The sequence below is a fragment of the Salegentibacter sp. genome (assembly GCF_036568425.1).
In the GTDB taxonomy this organism is placed as follows: Bacteria; Bacteroidota; Bacteroidia; order Flavobacteriales; family Flavobacteriaceae; genus Salegentibacter.
In genome coordinates this window covers 1-5,528 of sequence record NZ_DATCSO010000117.1, presented here as the reverse complement: position 1 = coordinate 5,528, position 5,528 = coordinate 1, and the positions used below count along the sequence as shown (strand labels likewise).

Annotated in this window: 5 protein-coding genes; 2 read left to right on the top strand and 3 right to left on the bottom strand. The window is 44.5% G+C overall.

Going from position 1 to position 5,528, the window contains the following annotated elements; translation table 11 throughout:
- Positions 1-224, top strand: a 224-nt coding sequence (locus tag VIM94_RS11745) for a hypothetical protein (protein WP_332039491.1), incomplete at its 5' end; no start/stop codon positions are given.
- A gap of 265 nt (positions 225-489) precedes the next feature.
- Here VIM94_RS11745 and asnB read toward each other — a convergent pair.
- From asnB to neuC, 3 genes are all read right to left on the bottom strand, one after another.
- The gene (gene asnB / locus VIM94_RS11740; RefSeq protein ID WP_332039490.1) at positions 490-2,202 is read right to left on the bottom strand and encodes an asparagine synthase (glutamine-hydrolyzing); all 1,713 of its coding nucleotides are present in this window, start codon (positions 2,200-2,202) and stop codon (positions 490-492) included.
- Positions 2,203-2,307: 105 nt separating this feature from the next.
- Positions 2,308-3,096 carry an acylneuraminate cytidylyltransferase family protein gene (locus tag VIM94_RS11735; protein WP_332039489.1) on the bottom strand — a complete coding sequence of 263 codons (789 nt, stop codon included), beginning with the start codon at positions 3,094-3,096 and terminating at the stop codon, positions 2,308-2,310.
- 263 nt (positions 3,097-3,359) lie between these two features.
- A complete protein-coding gene (neuC, locus tag VIM94_RS11730) occupies positions 3,360-4,517 on the bottom strand; it encodes a UDP-N-acetylglucosamine 2-epimerase (RefSeq protein WP_332039488.1) in 1,158 nt (385 codons plus the stop codon).
- A gap of 336 nt (positions 4,518-4,853) precedes the next feature.
- Between neuC and VIM94_RS11725 the strand changes: the two genes are divergently transcribed.
- Positions 4,854-5,057 (top strand): dodecin family protein, encoded by a 204-nt coding sequence (locus tag VIM94_RS11725; protein ID WP_332039487.1) that lies wholly within the window; start codon positions 4,854-4,856, stop codon positions 5,055-5,057.
- Positions 5,058-5,528: the final 471 nt, after the last annotated feature.

Genomic DNA, 5,528 nt, shown 5'->3' with positions numbered 1-5,528 from the left:
TGTTCCTCCTTTCATTTTTTGCTCGCCCAAAAAACGAAACAAAAAAAGGCGCCATTTGTGCAGGTGTTTTTTTGGCAACAAGGCCAAAAAACCGCGCATCGGCACCTAAATTTTCTCCAGGGCTTCGAAAATTTTCAACGGTGCCGAGGCGCTACACTCACAAACGGGTTTTAAAATCGCAAGACTCGCAATATATCCTCATAATCCCCCTGTATAAACATTAACGAATCAGGAACTAACGAGACGGAACCCTCCGTCTTTTTCGCTACCGCGAAAAATCCACCCTGCCCAAAATGATCATTCGGATGGGCTTCCATTGAAAAAAGGAAGGAGCTATTTAGGGGATTAATCGAAGGTTCCCAATTAATGAATCGCGAGTCCTGAGTCCCGAATTAACGACTCTCGAATTAACCATTTAACGAAACAAACTCCATCCCCAGGTCATAGCATCACTAGCTCGCATCGTCACAGCATCACAGCATTATTCCATCACTCACCCAGCATCATCCCGGCATTAACCCACTGCCAGATATGAAAACTGCTTTCCCGGTTTCCGGCGCGGTATTTCTTCCACTCTTTCTCCAGTTCTTTTTTATTGAACCAACCGGCAGCAGGGGAAGCCAGTAATTTTTCAAACTGGGCTTCCGTAAACTCCCTGAGCTCATCTCCCAGCCACTCTCTTTGTGGGGTTTGTAATGGACGCTTAGGGGCGTAGGTCAGATCTTTGGGAGCAAGTTCCTTCAGGATCTCCCTTAGGAGATACTTCTGTACTCCTTCGTGTATTTTAAACTCTGCAGGCTGTGCAAAGGCGAATTCCACCATCCGGTGGTCCAGGAAAGGTTCCCGAAGTTCCGTGCTGTAAGCCATGGAGATCCTGTCGTTAAATCGGAGTGCTCTGGGGATCTTTGTATAAAAAAGGTCGCGATACTGCAGGTTGAGCATCTTCTCCTGGAAGGGTTCTGGGTAATCAGGTTTTTCAGTTAAGGCCAGGAAATAGGGGTTTAGAACATCGGGGTAGAAGGCGCTTTTTGTACCAGTACCCTGAATGGTATTATTGCTTTCCGGATTCATATAATAATCATAACCGGCCCACTGCTCGTCCATGCCCTGTCCGTCCAGTAGGACCTTTATTCCATCCTGCCGGGCCTTTTTGAAGATTTTTGAATAGGCAAGACTGGGAATGCCTCCAAAGGGTTCATCCTGGATCTTCGAAATGAATGCGGCTGTTTCGGCTACTTCCCCCGCAGAGAATCTGACTTTCTTAAGCGGGTTTTGCGTAGTTGCGATCATTTGTTTCACCCAGGGCAGTTCATCGTAACGCTCATCGCCCGTGAAAAAACTATAGGCGGTGATATTTTTTTTATCTTCGAAAAGGTTCACCAGGGCCAGCAGCAGGGAACTGTCAACTCCACCGCTGAGGTTAAAGCCCAAAGGCACATCTGCTCGGAATCTTAAGCTGATGCTGTCCTTCAGTAAATCAAAATAGGTCGCTTTAGCTTCTTTGAAATCTTTATTGGGCTTAATCGCTGCCACCCGCTCATTAAAATTATACCAGGCTTGGATGCTGAGCTTTCCTTCAGAATATTCCATAAAATGTCCTCCCGGGAGTTGGTGAATGTCTTTATAGAAGGTCTCATCTGGCATTCCGTAGGAACCGTAGGTTAAATAGTTTGCCCACACTTTCTCATTGGGAGCTTTACGGGAAATGACCGCCTGCAGGCTCTTGATCTCACTTCCGAAGTAAAAACCGGAATTATCTTCAGAATAAAAGAACGGCTTCACCCCAAACCGGTCCCGGGCTGCGAAGAGTTTTTTCTTCCTGGAGTCCCAGATGGCGAAGCTAAACATCCCATTAAGATGTTCCAGGCAGGTTTTGCCCCATTTGATGAAAGCAGCAAGCAGGACCTCGGTGTCTGATTTAGTACTGAAGTTATATCCTGAGGCCAGTTCCTGCCTTAATTCTTTATAGTTATAGATCTCTCCGTTAAAAACAAGCTGAAAACGGCCTGTTTTATCTGAAAAAGGTTGGTTCGCCTCAGGGGAAAGGTCTATGATGGAAAGGCGGTTATGTCCTAATGCGGCAAAGCCTTTATCGAAATATTGCCCGGTGTGATCGGGACCGCGGTGAGCCTGGACTTCCAACATCTTTTCCAAAGTGGACGCTTGTTCTCCTACTCCAATAATCCCGGCTATTCCGCACATTTTTGAATAATTATTTTATTTGGAATAATTTGTAAATCCTTTATAATTTTTGACCTATTCTATGACCTGAGAATTAATCTATCACCCCTCCAGACTATCCTCTTTTCACTCTCCACTCTCCACTAATTCTACAGCTTTTTCCCAATCGGCTGGCGTATCGATATTCACATAAGGAGTACCCGAGGTATCATAAAACCCGGTTCGTTTACCGAATAAAGAATTTTGCTTTAACAGGACTTGGCTCTTTGTGATGTAAATCGCTCCGTCCCGAAAATAAGCCTTTGGTAATTCCTGCCGGCGGGGAATGATGCTTTCCTCTCCGGTTGCGAGTTTAAGCAAGCCTTCTTTCTCCTCAAACACCCAGTGCGGATTGAACTCTGCGGGAACTTCCCGCACACTAATCAGAGAATCGTAGTTGTTGCTGCTGAATTTTTTAATACAGCTGTCTATGAGTCCCGGCAATCGGAATGGAGTAGTGGGTTGCAGCAAACAAACCGCATCAAATTCCTCCCCTTTTTCCCTAAAGAAGTCCAGGGCATGTTTTATAACCTCGATGCTGGGAGTTTCATCCCGCGCCAATTCTTCAGGCCTGGTAAACGGAACCTCCAGCCCCAGCTTTTTAGCGATTTCAATTATTTCCGGATCTTCAGAACTAAGGATAACCTTATCCAACCGACTAGACTGCTTCGCTGCTTCCCGGGTATATTGCAACAGGGGCTTGCCTCCAAGTAGCTTTATGTTCTTACCTGGTATTCCTTTGCTGCCACCCCTGGCAGGGATAATTGCAATGACTTTCAAATTCGGGAGTTTTAGTTTTTCAAATATAGGAATTATTAGTTGTTGGGTATTGAGGCTAGGTTGCGGACTTAAATAAGAAGTAATGTTCAACGCCATTCTGAACTTGATTCAGAATCTCATAAAACATTTTCTGAGATGAATTTATAATTAGATGACTGGTTCCTAATTTATTCGTGGTGAGATTCCGGGGCATGCCGCAATGACGATCTCTATAAATGACCTTGCTCCAAAACAAAAAAATCACATCAGAAAACAGACAGAGAACTGATTTAGTCAGTAGACTTTAGTGCCTGATATTTTTTTAACTCCAAACAATAAACTATAAACTGAAAACCCACAACCCAGAACAGAGAACCGATTTAATACGTGATCGTTTTACTATAACTAAGTTCGGTAGTGGCAAGAATTTCAGCGATCCTAACTCCCGAATCTCCGTTTCCGTAAAGATCCGAAGAAGGAAAATGTTCCTGTTCCATCGCCTGTTTTGTTGCCTTAATAATCTCCTCTTTGTTATAGCTAACATCAGTCACATTTCCTGCGCGGCTTCTGCGGTTTTGCCGGTTCCCGATGTTAACCACCGGGACGCCGAGGTATGCACACTCCCTGAGCCCCACGCTGGAGTTGCCGACCAGGGCTTTAGAGCCTTTCAGCAATCTCAGGAAATCCACGGGTTCCATATTCTTGAAAAAATGGATGTTTTCGGGTTGTTCCAGCTCCCTGAAAGTTCTAATCCCGTTAGAAGTACCGTCGGAGCCTGCATCCACATTCGGCCAGAACCAGAAGCTTGGAATGTTTAGTTCCTTAACCGCCCTGAGGCTTTCAGTTATATGTTGTTTTGCCTGTTTGTATTCTGTAGTTACGGGGTGCTGCATTGCGACCAGGTAGCCGTTTTTCCAGTCCAGGGATTTTCCAACTCCTCCGTATTTCTCAATGGGATCGAAGTTGAGCCCTGGTTCTTCTGTGATCTCTCTTGCCAGGTCTATGGAAGGACAACCGGTATTGACAACCTTGTCTTTAGCCTCCCCGAGTTTGATCACCCGTTGCCGGGCATCTTCGGTAGCTACCAGGTGTAGGTCGGCGAGCTTGGTGTTGGCGTGGCGGACTTTCTCATCGATGCTACCCGTTACTTCGCCGCCCTGTATGTGCACTAGCGGGATATTCTGATAAGCCGCAGCGATAGAGGTGGCGATGGTCTCAAACCTGTCGGCTATGGTCACCACGGCGTCGGGTTGCAGGTTGTAAAGTACATTGGTGAGTTCCATCACTCCAAGGCCAGTGGTTTTGGCCATGGTAGTGGGGTTTTCGCCCTCCAGAACCATAAAGACCTTTGCCGCTATGGGGAAGCCATCTTTTTCAATAAAATCCACGGCATTTCCATAACGATCAAGAAGGGCAGAACCGGCGATCACCAGCTGTAATTCCAACCCGGGATGCTCTTGAATAGCGCTAAGTGCCGATTTAATCCTGCTGTAGGAGGGGCGTGCAGTAACCACTACGCAGATCTTTCTTTTGTTCATTCAGTGATTAGATTTGACGGTTAAAGGTAATTGTTTCAGACGGAATTTAGAAAATTAGTAAATAGTCTTTAGGCTGTAGTCGTTAGACGGTAGGAGTGGAGAGTGGAAAGTGGAAAGGAGGGGGGAAGGGATAGTAAAGTTCACAACAAGCTCATAAGGTCACTTCTTCCTAAAATCACCAATTAACTAATCCCCTAATTAACCAATTAACCAATCCCTTGCATCTAAACTAATATAATGTTTTGTTAATCACTTCAATAAGTTTTTCTATGCCTTGGATAAATACTAAATTAATACTGAAAAATAATTTTAATTAACCAATAAAAAGTAAATATTATGGCAATTGTAAAAGTAATTGAGATCATGGCGACTTCAGAAAAAAGTTTCGAAGATGCCACTAAGAATGCCTTGAAGGAGGCTGGGAAAACCGTTAAAAACATAAAGTCTATCTATGTAAAAGATATGAACGGAAAAGTTGAAAACAACGAGATCGTATCTTATGGGGTAACCACCAAAGTCTCTTTTGTGGTGTCACACTAATAATACAAGTTTGTTTGTCTTGAAGGGAAGGAAATTGCTGTCTTTCCCTTTTTTTGTATAGGTTGGTTAATTGAACAAATACTTAATTAGAGATTGGGATCCGTAAGGTAGTTCGAATTCCCAACCTGTTCCCGATACAAATTCAATCCGCTATCGCGTCTCGAATTCACTCGGTTCTCGATACACCTTTGCACCGCTATCGCTTTGCAAAGGCACTCGAACCCAATGTTCCGATTGCCGACCTTGACTTCGAGTGTTTTTTTATAAAGCGCTAGCGGAAGGGCACTCTCACTTCGGGCTGTAGGTTTAGATCAACGAGTATTTAGGGGCGAGTTAATGGTACTTTGAGCTTTGAACCATTTTCTTTTTTTCCATTGATGAAAAAAAGAAACAAAAAAATCTAGGCTTATTTTTAATTCTTTGAAAACGCAGCGCTGATTGGCCATCCTGCGCATTGCAACCGCTGCGCTA

Coding starts and splice junctions, on each gene's coding strand:
- VIM94_RS11725 (WP_332039487.1), top strand. CDS start 4,854: ATGGCAATTGTAAAAGTAATTGAGATCATGGCGACTTCAGAAAAAAGT.
- asnB (WP_332039490.1), bottom strand. CDS start 2,202: ATGTGCGGAATAGCCGGGATTATTGGAGTAGGAGAACAAGCGTCCACT.
- neuC (WP_332039488.1), bottom strand. CDS start 4,517: ATGAACAAAAGAAAGATCTGCGTAGTGGTTACTGCACGCCCCTCCTAC.
- VIM94_RS11735 (WP_332039489.1), bottom strand. CDS start 3,096: ATGGCGTTGAACATTACTTCTTATTTAAGTCCGCAACCTAGCCTCAAT.